The sequence below is a fragment of the Paenisporosarcina sp. P4_E4_2 genome, assembly GCF_056401595.1.
In genome coordinates this window covers 1-21,523 of record NZ_JBFUJC010000013.1, presented here as the reverse complement: position 1 = coordinate 21,523, position 21,523 = coordinate 1, and the positions used below count along the sequence as shown (strand labels likewise).

Here is a 21,523-nt window from a genome sequence, read left to right as displayed (position 1 = left end):
GTCTGAAGCATATACAGGTAAGCAATTTGCGCGCTACTGGATGCATAATGGATATATCAATATTGACAACGAAAAAATGTCGAAGTCCCTTGGTAACTTTGTATTGGTGAACGACATTCGTAAACAAATCGATCCTCAAGTGTTGAGATTCTTTATGTTGTCGGTTCATTACCGTCACCCAATCAATTTCTCGCAAGAGCTTGTGGAAAATGCGGAAAATGGGCTGGCGCGCATTCGAACATCATATTCGAATTTGGCGCATCGTCTTGAAGCATCTCCTGAACTAGGGGATCACAAGGATATCTGGTTAAACAAAATCGAAGAAGTCCGCACCCAATTTGTTACGGCAATGGACGATGATTTCAATACGGCCAACGGAATTGCTGCCTTGTTTGAACTGGCGAGTCTGGCTAATGTATATCTAATTGAAAAACATACGGAAGCGGTTGTTCTTACTGCATTCATGAAAGCATTGAAAGAACTTTCACTTGTTTTGGGTATTGAAGTGGAAGTAAAAACAGAAGTACTGGATGAAGAAATTGACGCTCTTATTGCGGAGAGAATCCAGGCGCGTAAAGATAAAGATTTCGCTCGTGCAGATGCCATCCGGGATCAATTGAAAGAAATGAATATTTTATTGGAAGATACGGCGCAAGGCATCCGTTGGAAACGCGGATGAACAAAGAATATTCACTTCGTCCGGCAGATGTAAAACAATTGAATTCACTGGCCCTTGCGTATATGGGGGATGCCGTCCTGGAGCAAGCGATTCGTGAACATTTGATTCGTTCAGGACGGGTTAGACCCAATACACTGCATAAAGAAGGAACTAAATATGTTTCGGCGAAAGCCCAGGCATCCGTGGTGCGTGTGCTACTCCAAGAAAAGTTTTTGACGGAAGATGAAGAAGCGGTGCTAAGACGCGGGCGTAATGCCAAGTCTGGCACCATTCCAAAAAATACAGACGTACAAACGTACAAATATAGTACGGCGTTTGAAGCGGTTCTCGGAAGTTTGTACCTATCCGGCAACTTCGAACGCGTGAAGGAAATAATTGAAAAAGCTATTACCACTATAGAAGAACCGAAAGGAGAATCGATATCGTGACTGAACTTGACAATGAAATCGTATCAGGGAAAAATCCAGTGCTGGAGGCCCTTCGCTCCGGGCGAGATATGAACAAAGTATGGGTAGCGGAAGGTGTCAAGAAAGCGGGAATCGCCGAGTTGTTACAACTTGCGAAAGAATCCGGCATCATCGTCCAGTTTGTGCCAAAAAACAAAGTGGACCAATTGACGGACGGAGCCAATCACCAAGGGGTAGCAGCTTCGGTAGCGGCTTACCGTTATGCAGAAATTGATGAGCTTTTCGAACGTGCTGCTTCACGCAATGAAGATCCATTCTTTTTGATTTTGGATGAGTTGGAAGATCCACATAACCTGGGTTCGATTTTGCGAACAGCTGATGCGACTGGCGTGCATGGTGTCATTATTCCGAAGCGTCGTGCAGTTGGACTAACTGCAGTCGTGGCGAAAACATCTACAGGGGCAATTGAGCATGTGCCGGTAGCACGCGTTGGCAATCTAGCACAAACCGTTGAAGATTTGAAAAAGCGTGGCGTGTGGATTGCGGGAACGGATGCCAAGGGCTCGGCTGATTACCGTCGCATGGATGCGAAATTACCATTGGCAATCATTATAGGCAGTGAAGGAAAAGGAATGAGTCGCTTGCTGAAAGAGAAGTGCGACTTCCTCTACAACATGCCGATGGTTGGGCATGTAACGTCGTTAAATGCATCTGTAGCAGCTGCTATCCTGATGTACGAAGTATTGCGGAACCGCCTGCCGGTTAATTGAGATGGACATTTTACTCGTCGATGGCTATAACATTATCGGCGCATGGAAAGAATTGCGTGCATTAAAAACAGACAAGCTCATTGATGCCAGAGACAGGCTGATTGAAATGATGGCGGAATACAAAGCTTATTCAGGTTGGCGAGTCATTGTAGTGTTTGATGCACATCTCGTACCTGGGATTGAAAAAAAGAAGAAACAATATGATGTCGAAGTTATTTTCACCAGGGAAAACGAAACTGCGGATGAACGTATTGAAAAATTAACATCACAATTAATGACAAGACGTGATCAAGTGCATGTAGCTACATCTGATTTGACGGAACAATGGGTGATTTTCGCACAAGGCGCACTAAGAAAGTCTGCACGAGAACTTGAAATTGAAATGGAGTTAGTTCAGGAGAATATCACGAAGAAGGTGAAGGCTATCCAGGAGCAGCGCCCGTTTTCCAAAATCCAGCTAAGTAATGAAGTGGCAGAAATTTTTGAAAAATGGCGCAGAGGGATGAAATGAGTCGTTGACGCTCGATTTCCACATCCTGTATACTAGGGTCAAACTAAGCAGACGGCCGAGGTGATACTGTTGATTAAGAGTGACTATGTACACGTGAAGCTGCACCAATTTGAAGACTTACTAGATGACGAGCTTGTGGAATTGGTCCACACTGGCGATTCTGATGCGCTTGACTTTTTAATCACCAAATATCGATCTTTTGTGCGTATGAAAGCCAGGTCTTACTTTCTAATCGGGGCTGATAAAGAAGATATCATTCAAGAAGGAATGATTGGACTTTACAAAGCGATTCGTGATTTCAGAGGGGACAAGCTCTCATCGTTTCGAGCATTCGCAGAACTTTGTATTACACGTCAAATTATAACTGCTATCAAAACAGCTACACGTCAAAAGCATATCCCACTCAATTCATATGTGTCATTGGACAAGCCGATTTTTGATGAAGAATCAGACCGCACACTAATGGATGTGATTTCGGGTTCTGCTATTGATGATCCCGAAGAACTGATGATTCACCGTGAAGATTTTGATTACATGGAAGAAAAAATGAGTGAAATTCTGAGTGAATTGGAGAGGCAAGTACTTGCCTTGTATTTGGATGGACAGTCTTACCATGAAATTTCAGAAGAATTAAATCGTCATGTAAAATCCATAGACAACGCATTACAGCGTGTGAAGCGGAAACTTGAAAGGCACATTGAAATTGGTGGCGTTCATTGAAATCTTCACCTGGGCGTTTGTTGACAGTCTAAACCGTAGGTGATAGTCTTTAAAAAGACAAATGCTGACTTAAAAGGTGATAAAATGGCTAATAAAGTCGTCTTAAGCTGTGTGCAATGTGGTTCGCGAAACTATACAGTTCCTGCTTCAAAAGAAGGATCGAGTGAGCGTCTGGAACTGAAAAAGTATTGCTCCCATTGCAAAGCGCATACGGTTCATAAGCAAACGTTGTAAATATAGACATAGATAATTTTTACTCGGAGGGTTAAATCAGAATGACTAATATCAGTGGTTTCTTTGGTAATGTTGTCTCGGAAATGAGAAAAGTTAGTTGGCCTAAACGTAAGGAAATGACTCGTTATACAGTCATTGTACTTTCAACGGTCGTAATTATGGCAGTATTTTTCGCAGTCGTTGACTTAGGAATTTCACAAGCGTTTCGCTGGTTCCTTAAACTGTAATTTGATAACAGATAGCACTTGTGGAGAATAGCCCGTCAGAAACTTAGAACGGGTTTTTTCATTTGTCTAAGAAATGGAGGGACGGACGAACAGTCCTGCTACTTATGGAAAAGAATTGGTATGTTGTTCACACGTATTCTGGATATGAGAACAAAGTAAAAGCAAATCTTGAAAAACGTGTTGAAACGATGGGTATGTCCGATCTGATCTTCCGCGTCATTATCCCGGAAGAGCAAGAAACGGATTTTAAAGATGGTAAAAAACGTACAGTTATGCGTAAAACATTCCCAGGGTATGTTTTAGTTGAACTTGTGATGACAGACGATTCTTGGTATGTCGTGCGAAATACGCCAGGCGTTACTGGATTTATCGGTTCTTCAGGTGGTGGAGCAAAACCGACACCATTATTGCCGGAAGAAGTAGAATTCATCCTGAAACAAATGGGCATGACAGAGCGCAAAATTGAAGCGCAATACACGGTTGGGGAAATGGTTGAAGWTCTTGAAGGACCATTTGCACACTTCCAAGGTAAAGTGGAAGAGATTGATGATGCAAAAGGTAAGTTGAAAGTTTCTGTTGATATGTTTGGACGCGAAACGAAAATGGAACTTGACTACGACCAAGTTATTAAAATGTAATTAGAAAAGTGAAAACGCCACTCGATGCGAAAGCTAGCTTTCGCTAGATTAGGGGAAGGAAGGCTAAATTCCCGACATCGTGTCGGAACGCCTTCATGACCCGCATCCTGTGGCCCTAAGCTTAGGTGTGAGCTGGCGCTTGCAACTAGACATTAGCAATCTTGAATGGAAAAAAAGCATTTAAAATCTAGTTCATAGAACCTTTTTCCAAAAGCTACTTGCTTAAGTTTTGGAAAAATGGTATTATTTCAAAGGTCAGACTGAAATAGTGTAGTCTGCGAAAATTTTAGCTTATGCTCAGCTAGTAGCTGACAGACAGATATTGAGTGGGAGGGGCAACCCAATTACCACATCACGGACTTAAGGAGGTGTGTCTCGTGGCTAAAAAAGTTGTTAAGGTAGTAAAATTACAAATTCCTGCTGGTAAAGCAAATCCAGCACCGCCGGTTGGTCCAGCATTGGGTCAAGCAGGTGTTAATATCATGGGATTCTGTAAAGAATTCAACGCACGTACGGCAGATCAAGCTGGACTAATTATCCCTGTTGAAATTTCTGTATTTGAAGACCGTTCATTTACATTCATTACAAAAACTCCACCTGCAGCAGTATTACTTAAAGTGGCGGCTGGTATCCAGTCAGGTTCTGGTGAACCAAACCGCAAAAAAGTTGCTACGGTGAAGCGTGATAAAGTTCGCGAAATCGCTGAACAAAAAATGCCAGACCTAAACGCAGCATCAGTTGAAGCAGCTATGTTGATGGTTGAAGGTACTGCGCGCAGCATGGGTATCGTCATCGAAGACTAATCCCTGCACTTGATGATGCATTAGTTTTTGGGGGGTTGCGGATGTCTATAAGACACGCAACCCTTATTCGTGGGAGGTTTATTCCGCTAAAACCACAATCAAGGAGGACATTTTACAATGGCTAAAAAAGGTAAAAAGTTGCAAGATGCAGCGAAATTGGTAGACCGTACTAAATTGTACGCAGCTCAAGAGGCAATCGAACTTGCTAAAAAAACGAGCACTGTTAACTTTGACGCAACAGTTGAAGTGGCATTCAAATTAGGAATCGACACACGTAAAAATGACCAACAAATCCGTGGAGCAGTAGTACTTCCAAACGGAACTGGTAAAACTCAACGTGTATTAGTTTTCGCTAAAGGCGAAAAATTAAAAGAAGCAGAAGCTGCTGGCGCTGACTTTGTTGGCGATACAGAGTTCATTAACAAAATCCAACAAGGATGGTTTGACTTCGATGTAATCGTAGCTACTCCTGACATGATGGGTGAAGTTGGTAAATTAGGTCGCGTTTTAGGACCAAAAGGCTTAATGCCAAACCCTAAAACTGGTACTGTAACATTCGACGTAACTAAAGCGATCGAAGAAATCAAGGCTGGTAAAGTTGAGTACCGTGCTGACAAAGCTGGTATTATCCATGCACCAATCGGTAAAGTTTCTTTCGACGACAACAAGTTAGTTGAAAACTTCTTGGCAGTATTTGATGTAGTTCAAAAAGCTAAGCCTGCGGCAGCTAAAGGAACTTACATGAAATCAGTTAACGTTACAACTACAATGGGTCCATCTGTAAAAGTGGATTCTTCTAGCGTAAAAGTTAACAAATAAGGTTGACAGTTTAAAGTCTATCTGTTAAGATGACTTTTGTTGTAAATAAATTATTTGTACCGTAGACAGTAGGGGCGACTTGTCGCATAATGATCCTACCGAGGACATGCATTCAGATTCTTTTTAAGATGACGTTTCAGCCCCTGTGTCTATATAGATCCAGGGGCTTTTCTTTTGGCGGTATAAATGACTCATTCTATTAGGAGGTGTCCAGATGAGCAGAGCAATCGAAGCTAAAAAAGTTCGTGTTGAAGAAATTACTGAAAAGTTCCAAACAGCAGCAACTGCAGTAGTAGTTGACTACCGTGGCTTGAGTGTTTCTCAAGTAACTGAACTTCGTAAACAACTTCGTGAAGCTGGCGTTGAATTCAAAGTGTATAAAAACACAATGACTCGCCGTGCAGTTGAAGTTGCTGGTCTTGAAGGCTTGAATGAAAGTCTTACAGGTCCAAACGCAATTGCGTTTTCAACAGAAGACGTAGTAGCGCCAGCGAAAATCCTTAACGATTTCGCTAAAAAGAACGAGAACCTTGAAATCAAAGCTGGTGTGATCGAAGGTGCAATCGCAACTGCTGAAGATATTAAAGCACTTGCAGAACTTCCTTCTCGCGAAGGTTTGTTGTCAATGCTACTCAGCGTTCTACAAGCTCCAATGCGCAACTTCGCGCTTGCAACAAAAGCTGTTGCAGAACAAAAAGAAGAGCAAGGCGCGTAATTCGTTACACGGCTTAGCTGTTTAAAACCGGGTATAACCCAAACAAAAAAATATTCCTATTAGGAGGAACATACAATGAACAACACTCAAATCCTTGAAGCAATCAAAGGTATGACAGTTCTTGAATTAAACGACTTAGTAAAAGCAATCGAAGAAGAATTCGGCGTTACAGCTGCTGCACCAATGGCTATGGCTGCTGGTGGCGGTGCTGCTGCTGAAGAAGAAAAAACTGAATTTGATGTAATCCTTAACTCTGCAGGAGATCAAAAAATCAAAGTAATCAAAGTGGTTCGTGAAATCACTGGATTAGGTCTTAAAGAAGCTAAAGAAGTTGTAGATAACGCTCCTAAAGCTCTTAAAGAAGGCGTAACTAAAGAAGAATCAGAAGAAATCAAAGCTAAACTTGAAGAAGTTGGCGCTTCAGTAGAAGTTAAATAATTTCTTTTAATAAGTAATGGAAAGCTCGTCAGTTAACGGCGGGCTTTTTCTTCATTTCATCAACAGGTTGGAGGGTGCCCGAATGGCTGATCATTATTATTCAAAAAAACCTCAAACTGAAAGTAAGCCTAAGTCATGGAGTTTTACACTGCGTGGTGAGCTGTTTCATTTTGAAACGGATACGGGTGTTTTCAGTAAAAGCGAAGTAGATTTTGGGTCCCGTGTTTTAATTGATGCGTTTGTAATGCCTGCGACTGAAGGACCTGTGCTTGATGTAGGGTGTGGGTATGGACCAATTGGTTTATCCATCGCTAAAACTGAGGCAGATCGTACAATTCACATGGTGGACATCAACGAACGTGCAGTGCAACTTTCGCGTAAAAATGCGGAGGGTAACGGGGTACAAAATGTACGAATCTATGAAAGTGACGGGTTAACCGACGTTACGGAAACTGACTTTGCTGCAATATTAACAAACCCGCCGATCCGTGCTGGAAAACAAACGATTTTTCGTTTTTATTTAGATGCCTATGCGAAATTGCGTGTGGGTGGAGAGTTGTGGGTTGTCATTCAGAAGAAACAAGGAGCTCCGTCAACTTTCGATCGATTAGAAGAAATTTTCGGTCAAGTTGAAGTGATCGATAAGGTAAGAGGTTACTGGATCATTAAGGCTGAGAAAGTCAAATGATTATTGACTTGACAAAATCGCTATGATATTATAATAAAATGCAAAAATATTATTTTGCGGTCGTATGCCCTTTTGTATAAAGGTGTTTTGCGAGTGGGTATACTTACCAAGAATAAATTTAGTTAACCGAAAATGAGCTCTTATAGAACTCGTTTTCTTTTTGTCTTTTCGACATCATACACTAAATATGGTGTGCCGAAAAGTCCTAATATTGCTTTATTGAGGGGTGAATGAGTTGGCAGGTCAACTAGTTCAGTACGGACAACACCGCCAGCGCAGAAGTTTTGCGCGTATTAATGAGGTGCTGGAACTTCCGAATTTAATCGAAATTCAAACAGCATCTTATGAATGGTTCCTGGAAGAAGGTTTGCGTGAAATGTTCCGAGACATTTCTCCGATTGCAGACTTCACAGGTAATCTTTCACTGGAATTCATCGATTATACATTAGGTGAACCTAAGTATCCGGTCGATGAATCAAAAGAACGTGACGTAACTTACGCTGCACCACTTCGCGTAAAAGTACGTTTGCACAACAAAGAAACAGATGAAGTGAAAGAACAAGATGTGTTTATGGGTGATTTCCCRCTCATGACAGAAACAGGTACTTTCGTCATCAACGGTGCTGAGCGCGTAATCGTATCTCAGTTAGTCCGTTCACCAAGTGTTTACTTCCATGATAAGACAGATAAAAACGGTAAAAAAGGTTTCGGTGCAACGGTTATTCCTAACCGTGGCGCATGGTTGGAATACGAAATCGATGCGAAGGACGTAGWATATGTACGTATCGATCGCACACGTAAATTACCAGTAACGGTACTTCTGCGTGCACTTGGCTTTGGTTCTGATCAAGAAATTATCGACCTTATCGGCGATAACGAATACCTTCGTAATACTTTAGAAAAAGATAACACGGAGAGCACAGATAAAGCGTTGCTTGAAATTTATGAGCGTCTTCGTCCAGGCGAGCCGCCAACAGTTGAAAGTGCGAAGAGCCTGTTGTACTCACGTTTCTTCGATCCAAAACGCTATGACTTAGCGAATGTTGGTCGTTACAAAATGAACAAAAAACTGCACATTAAAAACCGTCTATTCAACCAGACAGTAGCTGAAACGCTAGTTGATCCAGAAACTGGTGAAATTTTAGCGGAACAAGGTGCAGTGATTGACCGTCGTTTACTTGATCGTTTAATCCCACATCTTGAGAATGGAATCGGATTCCGCACAATTTCTCAAGTAGGTGGCGTATTAGAAGGCGATATCACGTTACAATCAATCAAAATTTACGCTCCAAACAATGAAGCGCAACAAGAAATTAATGTCATCAGCAATGCTTATATTGAAGATGCGATAAAAAACATCACACCTGCTGATATTATTTCTTCTGTTAGTTACTTCTTCGGCCTACTTTACAACATTGGAAACACGGATGACATTGATCATCTAGGTAACCGTCGTTTACGTTCAGTAGGGGAACTATTACAAAATCAATTCCGTATTGGTCTTTCCCGTATGGAACGTGTGGTACGTGAGCGTATGTCAATTAACGACACACAATCYATAGTGCCACAACAATTGATTAATATCCGTCCGGTTATTGCATCAATTAAAGAGTTCTTTGGTAGTTCTCAGTTGTCTCAATTCATGGATCAAACAAATCCACTTGCTGAATTGACGCACAAACGCCGTCTATCGGCATTAGGACCCGGTGGTTTAACGCGTGAACGTGCTGGTTTTGAAGTACGTGACGTTCATTACTCCCACTACGGTCGTATGTGTCCGATTGAAACGCCTGAGGGACCAAACATTGGGTTGATCAACTCACTTTCAAGTTTCGCGAAAGTGAACAAATTCGGATTTATTGAAACACCTTACCGTCGCGTAGATCCTGAGACAGGCCTTGTGACAACTCGCATCGATTATTTAACAGCAGATGAAGAAGACAACTACGTAGTAGCGCAAGCTAATGCCCGTCTTTCTGACAATGGTGAATTTGTCGACGAAGAAGTTGTTGGTCGTTTCCGCGGAGATAACACGGTATTCAAACGTTCATCAATCGATTATATGGATGTATCGCCTAAACAAGTTGTTTCTGCAGCGACAGCGTGTATCCCGTTCTTAGAGAACGATGACTCCAACCGTGCCCTTATGGGTGCGAACATGCAACGTCAAGCGGTTCCATTGTTAAATCCTGAAGCTCCTTTTGTAGGAACAGGGATGGAACATGTGAATGCGCGTGACTCGGGTGCTGCGGTCATCGCTAAGTTTGACGGAATCGTTGAACATGTAGAAGCGAAAGAAATTCGAGTTCGTCGCATTGAAGAAATCGACGGCAAAGAAGTTAAAGGCGATTTAACAAAATATAAATTACAAAAATTCATTCGTTCTAACCAAGGGACGAGTTATAACCAACGCCCAATCGTTAAAGTTGGCGATCGCGTGAAACCACTTGATATTCTTGCTGATGGTCCTTCTATGGAGCGCGGTGAGATGGCACTTGGACGTAACGTGCTTGTTGCTTTCATGACATGGGACGGTTTCAACTATGAAGATGCTGTTATCATGAGTGAACGTCTTGTAAAAGACGATGTGTACACTTCTGTGCATATCGAAGAATACGAGTCAGAATCCCGTGATACTAAGCTCGGACCTGAAGAAATCACACGTGATATTCCAAACGTGGGTGAAGAAGCGCTTCGTAACTTAGATGACCGCGGAATCATTCGTGTCGGTGCGGAAGTTCGCGACGGCGATATCTTAGTAGGTAAAGTAACACCTAAAGGGGTTACTGAGTTAACGGCTGAAGAACGTTTATTACATGCAATCTTCGGTGAAAAAGCACGTGAAGTCCGTGATACTTCTCTACGTGTACCTCATGGTGCAGGCGGAATTATCCTGGATGTTAAAGTGTTTAACCGCGAAGATGGCGACGAGCTTCCACCAGGTGTGAACCAACTCGTTCGTGCATACATCGTTCAAAAACGTAAAATCTCTGTTGGGGATAAAATGGCTGGACGTCATGGTAACAAAGGTGTTATCTCGCGTATCCTTCCAGAAGAAGACATGCCTTTCCTTCCAGATGGCACACCAGTTGATATCATGCTTAACCCTCTAGGGGTTCCATCTCGTATGAACATCGGTCAAGTATTGGAGCTTCACTTAGGTATGGCTTCCCGTACTCTTGGCATTCATATGGCTTCACCAGTATTTGATGGTGCCAATGAAGCTGACGTTTGGGATACGATGGAAGAAGCAGGTATGAACCGTGACGGTARAACAACATTGTATGATGGTCGCTCAGGTGAGCCATTCGACAACCGCGTTTCTGTCGGGATTATGTATATGATTAAGTTAGCCCACATGGTTGACGATAAATTACATGCACGTTCTACTGGACCTTACTCTCTTGTTACGCAACAACCGCTTGGTGGTAAAGCACAATTCGGTGGACAACGTTTCGGTGAGATGGAGGTTTGGGCACTTGAGGCATACGGTGCCGCTTACACACTTCAAGAAATCTTGACAGTGAAGTCCGATGATGTGGTAGGTCGTGTGAAAACATACGAAGCCATCGTTAAAGGTGAAAGCGTTCCGGAACCAGGTGTTCCAGAATCATTCAAAGTATTAATTAAAGAACTTCAAAGTTTAGGTATGGACGTTAAGATGATGACAATCAACGACCAAGAAATTGAATTGCGTGATTTGGATGAGGAAGACGATCTTCAACCAGCTGATGCACTCAACATCCTGCCAATGACGGACGAAGTGCCAGTCGGCTCAGCCGAATAAGGCAATATATATAAATTAGTTTTAAGAAATAAGGGCAGGCCATCATACCTGCCCGCATTTCCATTTCCATAAAAGTTATCCGCCTGAGCTAAGTGGATAAAGTCTTTAAAAGACCCAGACTAAGGGAGGTAGGCTCCTTGATAGACGTTAATAATTTTGAGTACATGAAGATTGGTTTAGCATCTCCTGACAAGATTCGTTCTTGGTCATACGGTGAAGTGAAGAAGCCTGAAACGATTAACTACCGCACACTTAAACCTGAAAAAGATGGTTTGTTCTGTGAACGTATTTTCGGACCAACAAAGGACTGGGAATGTCATTGCGGTAAGTATAAGCGTGTTCGTTATAAAGGTGTCGTTTGTGATCGTTGTGGCGTTGAAGTTACACGTTCAAAAGTGCGCCGTGAGCGCATGGGTCACATTGAATTAGCAGCTCCAGTATCACATATTTGGTATTTCAAAGGGATTCCAAGTCGTATGGGACTTATCCTGGATATGTCTCCACGTTCTTTGGAAGAAGTGATTTACTTTGCTTCTTACGTAGTTGTAGACCCAGCGAATACACCACTTGAGCGCAAACAACTATTGTCTGAGAAAGAATACCGTGCATACCGTGAAAAATACGGTACGAAATTCTATGCTGCAATGGGTGCTGAGGCGATCAAACGTCTTCTTCAAGAACTTGATCTTGAAAAAGAAACAGAAATGCTGAAGGAAGAGCTTAAAACTGCAGCTGGTCAACGACGTACGCGTGCAATTAAGCGTCTTGAAGTAGTTGAATCATTCCGTAACTCTGGGAACAAACCAGACTGGATGATTTTAGACGTACTTCCGGTAATTCCACCAGAATTACGCCCGATGGTTCAATTAGATGGTGGCCGTTTTGCCACTTCTGATTTAAATGACTTGTATCGTCGTGTTATCAACCGTAACAACCGTCTAAAACGTTTATTAGACCTTGGTGCACCTAGCATCATCGTTCAGAACGAAAAACGTATGTTACAAGAGGCTGTTGATGCGTTGATTGATAATGGTCGTCGTGGCCGTCCAGTTACTGGACCAGGTAACCGTCCATTGAAATCACTTTCACATATGTTGAAAGGGAAACAAGGTCGTTTCCGTCAAAACTTACTTGGTAAACGTGTTGACTACTCTGGTCGTTCGGTTATCGTTGTAGGTCCAAACTTGAAAATGTATCAATGTGGTCTTCCAAAAGAAATGGCGATTGAATTATTCAAGCCGTTTGTGATGAAAGAACTTGTTGAGCGTGGCTTAGCTCACAACATTAAGAGTGCAAAACGTAAAATTGAGCGTATGCATTCAGAAGTTTGGGATGTATTAGAAGACGTCATTAAGGAGCATCCGGTTTTACTAAACCGCGCACCGACGCTTCACCGTCTTGGAATTCAAGCTTTCGAACCAACTCTAGTAGAAGGTCGCGCAATTCGTCTTCACCCTCTAGTATGTACAGCTYATAACGCTGACTTCGATGGTGACCAAATGGCGGTTCACGTTCCTTTATCAGCAGAAGCGCAAGCTGAAGCTCGCTTATTGATGTTGGCTGCACAAAACATTTTGAACCCGAAAGATGGAAAACCAGTTGTTACACCATCTCAAGATATGGTATTAGGTAACTACTACCTAACACTTGAGCGTAAAGGTGCAACAGGCGAAGGTTCTACATTCTACGGTCCAAATGAAGTGTTGATTGCTTATCAAAACGGACATGCGCATTTGCATACACGTATTGCAATCGCTGCAGGTTCATTGAACAACCAAACATTCACTGAAGAACAAAACAAAATGTTGTTATTGACGACAGTGGGTAAAGTAATTTTCAATGAAATTTTACCTGAAACATTCCCGTACATTAACGAACCAACGGATTTCAACCTTCAAGTTGAAACACCGTCTAAATACTTTGTTCCAACAACTACTGATGTGCGTACACACATTGATGAAATGGAACTTGTGTCACCATTCAAGAAGAAAATTCTTGGAAACATCATCGCTGAAGTATTCAAACGTTTCCATATTACTGAAAMGTCGAAAATGCTTGACCGTATGAAGAATCTTGGTTTCAAATACTCAACTAAAGCTGGTATTACAATCGGTATCTCAGATATCGTGGTACTTCCAGACAAAGGTAAAGTATTAGAAGAAGCTCAAGACAAAGTAGATAAAGTCCTGAAGCAATTCCGTCGTGGATTAATTACAGAAGAAGAGCGCTATGATCGTGTTATTTCTTACTGGAGTGCTGCGAAGGACGTTATTCAGGAAAAACTAATGAAATCATTAGACAACTTGAACCCAATCTTCATGATGAGTGACTCTGGAGCGCGTGGTAACGCATCCAACTTTACTCAACTTGCAGGTATGCGTGGTTTGATGGCCAATCCGGCCGGTCGTATTATCGAGCTTCCGATTAAATCATCATTCCGTGAAGGTTTAACGGTACTTGAATACTTCATCTCTACGCATGGTGCTCGTAAAGGTCTTGCGGATACAGCTCTTAAAACGGCTGACTCAGGTTACTTAACACGTCGTTTGGTTGACGTTGCTCAAGATGTTATTGTTCGTGAAGATGATTGCGGAACGGACCGTGGCTTATTGATCGGCGCATTAATGGACGGAACAGAGGTAATCGAAGGGTTCGACGAGCGTATTGTCGGTCGTCATACACGTAAAACTATTTTCCATCCAGAAACGAAAAAAGTTATTCTGGAGAAAGATGCATTGATTACAGAAGACGTAGCTCGAGTTATTTTGGATGCTGGATTCGAAGAATTAACTATTCGTTCTGCATTCACATGTAACACGAAACACGGCGTATGTAAAAAATGTTACGGAATCAACTTGGCAACTGGTGAAAACGTTGAGGTTGGAGAAGCAGTTGGTATCATTGCTGCCCAATCAATCGGTGAGCCAGGTACTCAGTTAACGATGCGTACGTTCCATACAGGTGGGGTAGCTGGAGACGATATTACACAAGGTCTTCCACGTATCCAGGAGATTTTCGAATCTCGTAATCCTAAAGGTCAAGCGGTCATTACTGAAATTACAGGTGTTATCTCTGCAATTGATGAAATCCGTGAAGGTCAAAAAGAAATTACAGTTCAAGGTGATGTTGAAACACGTAAATACCTAGCTCCTTATAATGGTCGTTTGAAAGTTCAACTGAATGATGCCATTAAACGCGGTGAAGTATTGACTGAAGGTTCGATTGATCCGAAAGAATTGTTGAAAGTTAAAGACGTTTCAACTGTACAAGAGTACTTGTTGAAAGAAGTTCAAAAAGTATACCGTATGCAAGGGGTAGAAATCGGAGACAAACATATCGAAGTAATGGTTCGCCAAATGCTTCGTAAAGTGCGCGTCATCGAGGCGGGTGAAACGGAACTGTTACCAGGTTCGTTACTCGACATTCACCAATTTGCGGATGCGAATAAAGAGGCAGTGTTAAATGGTAAACTACCTGCAACATGTCGCCCAGTTATTCTCGGTATTACAAAAGCTTCACTTGAAACAGAATCGTTCTTATCAGCTGCGTCATTCCAAGAAACTACGCGTGTGTTAACAGACGCGGCGATCAAAGGAAAACGCGACGAATTGCTTGGCCTGAAAGAAAATGTTATTATCGGTAAACTCGTTCCGGCGGGTACTGGTATGCAACGTTACCGTCAGATCAAGATTGTTGATGAGAAGAAAAACGAAGCTGCAGTAGCAGTGAGCGCAGAATAATTTCATCCTGTTCCGGGGGTTTGTATAAGCAGCCCCCCGGAATTTTAATGACAACCGATAAGTGTTGCGGTCTTTCCGCTTTTCTTGTGAAATGGGTTGACAGAAAAATTAATGGATGATAATATATTTAAGGTTGATAGTTGAAGGTCTGGGTCTTTGGAGGATATGCTAAATGTCTTATGAAAAAGTAAATCAGGCGATGAAAACCGTCATCGGTACTAAGCAAACAGTAAAAGCAATCCATGGTGGCCATGTAGTAGAAATTCTCGTGGCTCGTGATGCAGACAACCGGATCACCCAACCAGCTATTCTATTAGCGGAAGAAAAAGGTGTGAAGATTGACTTTGTAGAGTCTAAAATAGAACTCGGTAAAGCCTGCGGACTTCAAGTGGGTGCAGCAGTTGTTGCAATTACTGTGTAACAGTTTTTGTGTATGAAAACACAAAGACTTTGTTTTTTACCCAAAAATGAACCACCTGGATGTGTGGTATTACAACGATAACAAGAAGGGAGGAATAATCGATGCCTACAATTAACCAATTGGTACGTAAGCCTCGTAAATCCAAAACAGTCAAATCTGGCTCACCAGCATTGAACAAAGGGTATAACAGCTCTAAAAAAACGTTAACAAACGTTAGTTCACCGCAAAAACGTGGGGTTTGTACTCGTGTTGGTACAATGACACCAAAAAAACCAAACTCAGCGCTTCGTAAATATGCGCGTGTACGTTTAACTAACCTAATTGAGGTTACTGCGTACATCCCGGGTGAAGGTCATAACCTTCAAGAACATAGTGTTGTTCTAATCCGTGGAGGACGAGTTAAAGATTTACCGGGTGTTCGTTACCATATCGTACGTGGTGCTCTTGATACTGCCGGTGTAAACGGTCGTATGCAAAGCCGCTCACTATACGGTACTAAACGCCCTAAAGTTAAAAAAAGCTAATTAAAAATAAAACTATAGATCTCATCGAAAGGAGGAAAACACATGCCTCGTAAAGGTCCTGTTTCCAAACGTGACGTGTTACCAGATCCAATTTATAATTCAAAACTTGTAACTCGTTTAATCAATAAAATGATGGTAGATGGTAAAAGAGGTACTTCTCAAAAAATTCTTTATGGAGCGTTTGAACTTGTTCAAGAACGTTCAGGTAAAGATCCTTTGGAAGTATTTGATGCAGCATTAGCTAACATCATGCCAGTACTTGAAGTTAAAGCTCGCCGTGTTGGTGGTTCTAACTATCAGGTGCCAATCGAAGTTCGTCCAGAACGCCGTTCTACATTAGGTCTTCGCTACCTAGTTAACTATTCTCGTCTTCGTGGGGAGAAAACTATGGAAGAGCGTTTAGCTAATGAAATTCTTGACGCTTCTAACAACACAGGTGCTTCTGTGAAGAAACGTGAAGATATGCACAAAATGGCGGAAGCGAACAAAGCATTCGCTCATTACCGCTGGTAGGATTTTTCATCCACTAATCATTCTAATTTGAGATGGAAGGAGAAATACAAAATGGCTAGAGAATTCTCCTTAGAGAATACACGTAACATCGGTATCATGGCCCATATTGATGCTGGTAAAACAACTACTACAGAGCGTATTCTTTATTACACTGGTAAAATCCATAAAATTGGTGAAACGCACGAAGGTGCATCACAAATGGACTGGATGGAGCAAGAGCAAGAGCGTGGAATCACGATCACTTCTGCTGCAACAACAGCTGCATGGAAAGGCCACCGCGTAAACATCATCGATACTCCAGGTCACGTAGACTTCACTGTTGAAGTTGAACGTTCACTTCGCGTACTTGATGGTGCTGTAACGGTTCTTGATGCACAATCTGGTGTTGAACCACAAACTGAAACAGTATGGCGCCAAGCTACAACATACGGCGTACCACGTATTGTTTTCATTAACAAAATGGATAAATTGGGTGCAGACTTCTTGTATTCTGTAGGAACTCTACACGAGCGTCTTCAAGCGAACGCGCATCCAGTACAACTTCCAATTGGTACAGAAGAAGATTTCAGTGCAATTATCGACCTTATTGAAATGAATGCTACTTTCTACGGTAACGAAGATGGTACTGCAATTACAGAAGGCGAAATTCCTGAATCACATAAAGCTCAAGCTGCAGAATATCGTGAGAAATTAATCGAAGCGGTAGCTAGCGTTGACGAAAATCTTATGGAGAAATACCTAGAAGGTGAAGAAATCTCAAATGCAGAGTTGAAAGCGGCTATCCGTAAAGCAACAATCGCAGTTGAATTCTACCCAGTTATTTGTGGTTCAGCATTCAAACACAAAGGTGTTCGAAAAATGCTTGACGCAGTAGTTGATTATCTTCCAGCTCCAACAGACGTACCAGCAATAAAAGGTATCTTACCTGATTCTGATGAAGAAGTTGTTCGTGAATCTAACGACTCACAACCATTCTCTGCATTAGCATTCAAAGTAATGACTGACCCTTATGTTGGTAAATTAACATTCTTCCGTGTGTACTCTGGTGTTCTTGAATCAGGTTCATACGTACAAAACTCTACAAAAGGTAAACGTGAGCGCGTAGGTCGTATCTTACAAATGCACGCGAATAGCCGTGAAGAGATTTCTAAAGTTTTTTCTGGTGATATCGCTGCTGCTGTTGGTCTTAAAGACACTACAACAGGTGATACTCTATGTGACGAGAAAAACCAAGTTATTCTTGAATCAATGGAATTCCCAGAGCCAGTTATCTCTTTATCTGTAGAACCGAAGTCAAAAGCTGACCAAGATAAAATGGGTCAAGCTTTACAAAAACTTCAAGAAGAGGATCCTACTTTCCGTGCTCATACTGACACAGAAACTGGACAAACAATCATCTCTGGTATGGGTGAACTTCACCTTGATATCTTAGTTGACCGTATGCGCCGTGAATTTAAAGTAGAAGCTAACGTTGGTGCTCCAATGGTATCTTACCGTGAGACATTCCGTGAGTCTGCTCAAGTTGAAGGTAAATTCGTTCGTCAATCAGGTGGTCGTGGTCAATTCGGACACGTTTGGATTGAATTCTCTCCAAACGAAGAAGGAAAAGGCTTTGAATTCGTAAATGGCGTTGTCGGTGGTGTTGTACCACGTGAATACATCCCAGCTGTTGAAGCAGGTCTTCGTGACTCTTTAAACAATGGTGTACTAGCTGGATATCCACTTATCGACATTAAGGCTCGTCTATTTGATGGTTCTTACCATGATGTCGATTCAAATGAAATGGCGTTCAAAATTGCTGCTTCTATGGCATTGAAAAACGCAATTTCAAAATGTAAACCAGTTCTTCTTGAGCCAATGATGAAAGTGGAAGTAGTAATTCCTGAAGAATACTTAGGAGATATTATGGGTAACATCACTTCTCGCCGTGGTCGCGTAGAAGGTATGGACGCTCGTGGTAATTCACAAGTTGTTCGTTCAATGGTTCCACTTGCAGAAATGTTTGGTTATGCGACAACACTTCGTTCTGCAACTCAAGGTCGTGGAGTATTCTCTATGACTTTCGATCACTACGAAGAAGTACCAAAATCAATTTCAGAAGAAATTATCAAAAAAAATAAAGGTTAATCATTGAAGTTTGATTTTTAATCTTGTATAACTATTTTGTAAGCTATGAATGGTGATGGATCTAGACCATCATCATTCATAACAAAAACTAATCATATAATTTTGAGGAGGACATCCCTAATGGCAAAAGCTAAATTCGATCGTTCTAAAACACATGCTAACATTGGTACAATCGGTCACGTTGACCATGGTAAAACAACTTTAACAGCTGCAATCGCAACAGTTCTTGCAAAACGTTCTGGTGGTACTGCAATGAGCTATGCACAAATCGATAACGCTCCTGAAGAAAAAGAGCGTGGAATCACAATCAACACTTCTCACGTTGAGTATGAAACTGCAGCTCGTCACTATGCACWCGTTGACTGCCCAGGACATGCCGATTATGTTAAAAACATGATCACTGGTGCTGCACAAATGGACGGCGGGATCCTAGTAGTATCTGCTGCTGACGGCCCAATGCCACAAACTCGTGAGCACATCCTTCTTTCACGTCAAGTTGGTGTTCCTTACCTAGTAGTCTTCATGAACAAATGTGACATGGTAGACGACGAAGAGTTACTTGAATTAGTAGAAATGGAAGTTCGTGATCTTCTTTCTGAATATGACTTCCCTGGCGACGACATTCCAGTAATCAAAGGTTCTGCTCTTAAAGCTCTTGAAGGTGAAGAATCTTGGGAAGAGAAAATCGTTGAATTAATGGACGCTGTTGACTCTTATATCCCAACTCCAGAACGTCAAACTGACAAACCATTCATGATGCCTGTTGAGGATGTATTCTCAATCACAGGTCGTGGTACAGTTGCTACTGGTCGTGTTGAGCGTGGACAAGTTAAAGTTGGAGACGTTGTTGACATCATCGGTATCGTTGAAGAGCCGAAATCAACTACAGTAACTGGCGTTGAAATGTTCCGTAAACTTCTTGACTATGCAGAAGCTGGTGACAACATCGGTGCTCTTCTTCGTGGAGTAGCTCGTGAAGATATCCAACGTGGACAAGTATTGGCTAAACCAGGTTCAATCACTCCACATACTGAATTCAAAGCAGAAGTTTATGTTTTATCAAAAGAAGAAGGTGGACGTCACACTCCATTCTTCACTAACTACCGTCCTCAGTTCTACTTCCGTACAACTGACGTAACTGGTATCTGTAACTTACCTGAAGGCGTTGAAATGGTTATGCCTGGAGACAACATCGAAATGACTGTTGCTCTTATCGCTCCAATCGCGCTTGAAGAAGGTACTAAGTTCTCTATCCGTGAGGGTGGACGTACTGTTGGTGCTGGCGTAGTTGCTACTATCACTAAATAATTTAACCTTTTCATAAACCTTGCCGGGACGCTGGCAAGGTTTTTTTCTGTTTAAGCAATGTTAATTAAAGATGCTGATCTTGAATAAGGAACAATGTGCATTTGCACCTTAGATGGTACAAGCGAAATGTATGATAAATAGCTATCGTTTAACAAGCTCATAATAAAAGAGGGAATGCTTCTACCATTCAGCGGACGAAGCAAGTGTAGCGATGCAATGTACTTACATGTTTCGATGCTAGCGTACCGATACAGAAACAGTGCTTTTTCATAGATTCTCTAAAGCGCAAACACTGAATTTAGCTATTTCTATAGAAAGCTAATTAACTAAGGTAATAAATAATTAATAAAGAACGAAAGTCTGCATTGCGACTAGCAAGCCGCAAGAGTGTGAAGTGTGAGTCTCACGTGCACGCCGAATATGTGGTAAGTGCAAATGTACGGTAAACAATAATATCGTTTAAATTAGCCTCGGTTTAGGTACCCCTTCTATTAACCTCTAATCCACTACCAATATTATTATTGGAATGATTCTCCACATCTTGTATTGTTGACTTTTTCAACACAACTTGATATTCTTTAATCTGTTGTTCTACTACACTAGTGAACTAAAGTGCAAAGGAGATAATATAGATGAATGCTGTATTAATCGCTGTAGGAGTCATGCTGCTATTAAGCTTGWTGAGAGTTAACGTTGTGTTTGCATTACTTGTAGGGGCCGTTTCGGGTGGGCTGGCAGGTGGTTTAACCATGACAGATACAATCACTGCTTTTACAGACGGACTAGGCGGAGGGGCTTCCATTGCGTTGAGCTATGCATTGCTCGGTGGGTTTGCCGTCGCTATTTCTAAAACAGGGATTCCAGAGCTTCTTGTTGCAAGCATACTAAAACTAATTAAAAAAGACGGAGAAACAGAAAAGACCGCTTTGGCTAAAACGCTCATTATTTTGACGTTACTATTAATGGCTGTATTCTCCCAGAATTTAATCCCTATTCATATTGCTTTTATTCCATTACTTGTACCTCCCATTTTGAATGTAATGAATTTGCTTAAACTTGATCGTCGGCTGATTGCGTCTGTTCTGACATTTGGTTTAACGGCACCTTATATTTTATTGCCGTATGGCTTCGGATTTATCTTCCATGAGATCATCGCAACGCAAATGGAAGCTGCGGGTCTTGCAATCGATATGAAAGATATCCCGTATGCCATGTTAATTCCAACAGGAGGATTGGTCGTCGGACTGTTGGTTGCCATCTTCTTTTCTTACAGAAGACCAAGAGAGTATGTACAAGATATTACTATAGAAGCTTCAGAAGCGATTCTAGTTAGCAAAAAAGATATTGTCTTTACAATTGTTGCGTTAGTTGCTGCTCTCGTTGCTCAAATACAAACCGAGTCAATGATTATTGGAGCTCTTGCTGGGATTCTGACGCTGTACGTTGCTGGAGTT

At 41.8% G+C, this 21,523-nt stretch carries 20 protein-coding genes, 1 pseudogene and 1 other annotated feature; all 21 genes and pseudogenes read left to right on the top strand.

The features are described 5' to 3' along the window. Positions 1–679, top strand: a 679-nt coding sequence (locus tag AC1DSB_RS02960) for a DALR domain-containing protein (protein WP_477585725.1), incomplete at its 5' end; no start/stop codon positions are given. Continuing rightward, complete coding sequence (locus AC1DSB_RS02955) at positions 676–1,107, top strand: Mini-ribonuclease 3 (protein WP_016429863.1); 432 nt, start codon at positions 676–678, stop codon at positions 1,105–1,107. The genes AC1DSB_RS02960 and AC1DSB_RS02955, both read left to right, overlap by 4 nt. Further along, the gene (gene rlmB, locus AC1DSB_RS02950) at positions 1,104–1,856 is read left to right on the top strand and encodes a 23S rRNA (guanosine(2251)-2'-O)-methyltransferase RlmB (RefSeq protein ID WP_477531055.1); all 753 of its coding nucleotides are present in this window, start codon (positions 1,104–1,106) and stop codon (positions 1,854–1,856) included. The genes AC1DSB_RS02955 and rlmB overlap by 4 nt, the downstream gene beginning before the upstream one ends. Position 1,857: 1 nt before the next feature. Continuing rightward, the gene (locus AC1DSB_RS02945; RefSeq protein WP_016429865.1) at positions 1,858–2,367 is read left to right on the top strand and encodes an NYN domain-containing protein; all 510 of its coding nucleotides are present in this window, start codon (positions 1,858–1,860) and stop codon (positions 2,365–2,367) included. 69 nt (positions 2,368–2,436) lie between these two features. After that, the gene (gene sigH / locus AC1DSB_RS02940; RefSeq protein WP_016429866.1) at positions 2,437–3,087 is read left to right on the top strand and encodes an RNA polymerase sporulation sigma factor SigH; all 651 of its coding nucleotides are present in this window, start codon (positions 2,437–2,439) and stop codon (positions 3,085–3,087) included. 84 nt (positions 3,088–3,171) lie between these two features. After that, positions 3,172–3,321, top strand: a complete 150-nt coding sequence (rpmG, locus tag AC1DSB_RS02935) for a 50S ribosomal protein L33 (protein ID WP_081637847.1) — start codon at positions 3,172–3,174, stop codon at positions 3,319–3,321. A 41-nt stretch (positions 3,322–3,362) separates the two neighbouring features. Next, on the top strand, positions 3,363–3,548 hold the full coding sequence (gene secE, locus AC1DSB_RS02930; protein ID WP_016429867.1) for a preprotein translocase subunit SecE: 186 nt from the start codon (positions 3,363–3,365) through the stop codon (positions 3,546–3,548). Between the two features lie 104 nt (positions 3,549–3,652). Further along, positions 3,653–4,186 (top strand): transcription termination/antitermination protein NusG, encoded by a 534-nt coding sequence (nusG, locus tag AC1DSB_RS02925; RefSeq protein ID WP_477585726.1) that lies wholly within the window; start codon positions 3,653–3,655, stop codon positions 4,184–4,186. A gap of 377 nt (positions 4,187–4,563) precedes the next feature. Continuing rightward, positions 4,564–4,989 (top strand): 50S ribosomal protein L11, encoded by a 426-nt coding sequence (gene rplK / locus AC1DSB_RS02920; RefSeq protein ID WP_016429869.1) that lies wholly within the window; start codon positions 4,564–4,566, stop codon positions 4,987–4,989. 117 nt (positions 4,990–5,106) lie between these two features. After that, the gene (rplA, locus tag AC1DSB_RS02915) at positions 5,107–5,808 is read left to right on the top strand and encodes a 50S ribosomal protein L1 (protein WP_016429870.1); all 702 of its coding nucleotides are present in this window, start codon (positions 5,107–5,109) and stop codon (positions 5,806–5,808) included. 41 nt (positions 5,809–5,849) lie between these two features. After that, positions 5,850–5,989: a sequence feature (ribosomal protein L10 leader region), on the top strand. A gap of 33 nt (positions 5,990–6,022) precedes the next feature. Next, complete coding sequence (gene rplJ, locus AC1DSB_RS02910; protein ID WP_016429871.1) at positions 6,023–6,523, top strand: 50S ribosomal protein L10; 501 nt, start codon at positions 6,023–6,025, stop codon at positions 6,521–6,523. Positions 6,524–6,598: 75 nt separating this feature from the next. Next, positions 6,599–6,961 (top strand): 50S ribosomal protein L7/L12, encoded by a 363-nt coding sequence (gene rplL / locus AC1DSB_RS02905; protein ID WP_016429872.1) that lies wholly within the window; start codon positions 6,599–6,601, stop codon positions 6,959–6,961. A gap of 82 nt (positions 6,962–7,043) precedes the next feature. Beyond that, positions 7,044–7,649 carry a class I SAM-dependent methyltransferase gene (locus AC1DSB_RS02900; protein WP_016429873.1) on the top strand — a complete coding sequence of 202 codons (606 nt, stop codon included), beginning with the start codon at positions 7,044–7,046 and terminating at the stop codon, positions 7,647–7,649. A gap of 235 nt (positions 7,650–7,884) precedes the next feature. Further along, positions 7,885–11,436, top strand: coding sequence for a DNA-directed RNA polymerase subunit beta (rpoB, locus tag AC1DSB_RS02895; protein WP_477585722.1), 3,552 nt, complete (start codon positions 7,885–7,887; stop codon positions 11,434–11,436). A gap of 137 nt (positions 11,437–11,573) precedes the next feature. Further along, positions 11,574–15,176: a DNA-directed RNA polymerase subunit beta' gene (rpoC, locus tag AC1DSB_RS02890; RefSeq protein ID WP_477585720.1), complete on the top strand. Its 3,603-nt coding sequence runs from the start codon at positions 11,574–11,576 to the stop codon at positions 15,174–15,176. 172 nt (positions 15,177–15,348) lie between these two features. Continuing rightward, complete coding sequence (locus AC1DSB_RS02885; RefSeq protein WP_016429876.1) at positions 15,349–15,597, top strand: ribosomal L7Ae/L30e/S12e/Gadd45 family protein; 249 nt, start codon at positions 15,349–15,351, stop codon at positions 15,595–15,597. Positions 15,598–15,698: 101 nt separating this feature from the next. After that, the gene (rpsL, locus tag AC1DSB_RS02880; protein ID WP_016429877.1) at positions 15,699–16,121 is read left to right on the top strand and encodes a 30S ribosomal protein S12; all 423 of its coding nucleotides are present in this window, start codon (positions 15,699–15,701) and stop codon (positions 16,119–16,121) included. Positions 16,122–16,163: 42 nt separating this feature from the next. Beyond that, positions 16,164–16,634 (top strand): 30S ribosomal protein S7, encoded by a 471-nt coding sequence (gene rpsG, locus AC1DSB_RS02875; RefSeq protein WP_016429878.1) that lies wholly within the window; start codon positions 16,164–16,166, stop codon positions 16,632–16,634. Between the two features lie 51 nt (positions 16,635–16,685). Then, entirely contained in the window at positions 16,686–18,761 is a 2,076-nt protein-coding gene (gene fusA, locus AC1DSB_RS02870) for an elongation factor G (protein ID WP_016429879.1), read from the top strand. A 120-nt stretch (positions 18,762–18,881) separates the two neighbouring features. Next, complete coding sequence (gene tuf / locus AC1DSB_RS02865) at positions 18,882–20,069, top strand: elongation factor Tu (protein WP_477585717.1); 1,188 nt, start codon at positions 18,882–18,884, stop codon at positions 20,067–20,069. Between the two features lie 632 nt (positions 20,070–20,701). Beyond that, positions 20,702–21,523, top strand: a pseudogene (locus tag AC1DSB_RS02860) (sodium:proton antiporter); the annotation flags it as partial.